Source organism: Hyunsoonleella pacifica (assembly GCF_004310335.1).
GTDB classification, from domain to species: Bacteria; Bacteroidota; Bacteroidia; order Flavobacteriales; family Flavobacteriaceae; genus Jejuia; species Jejuia pacifica.
In genome coordinates this window covers 1-401 of record NZ_SIRS01000016.1, presented here as the reverse complement: position 1 = coordinate 401, position 401 = coordinate 1, and the positions used below count along the sequence as shown (strand labels likewise).

Here is a 401-nt window from a genome sequence, read left to right as displayed (position 1 = left end):
ATCCTAATGCTGTTAAGACCACTAGTACAGGACAGGCATTATTAGATGAAATACTATTGGAGCGTAAAAAAGAGTTTTATGGAGAGTTTGGCCCTCAATGGTTTGATGCTAAACGTTATAATCTTGCAATTACAAGAAATGACACTCACCGTGTAACACTTACGGTTCCTGCTGATAGTAACTTATTTTTCTTGAAAATACCTCAAGATGAAATAGATTTAAATCCAAATTACGACGAAAGATTTAATGATGAGTAATAATAAGGTTACCCTTTTTTATGTAATTGTCATTCTTTGGAGTGTTCATCTATTTTCACAGACCGAAGTTGAAAGGCAGAAGATTGCAGCCAGTTATAATACGGCTGCAATTGAAAACCTTAAATCAACTTTGCGGGAAAATAA

The 401-nt window shown here is 34.2% G+C and carries 1 pseudogene; it reads left to right on the top strand.

The annotated features are described in order from the left end of the window. Positions 1-257 (top strand): annotated as a pseudogene (locus tag EYD46_RS17585) (RagB/SusD family nutrient uptake outer membrane protein); the annotation flags it as partial. Positions 258-401: the final 144 nt, after the last annotated feature.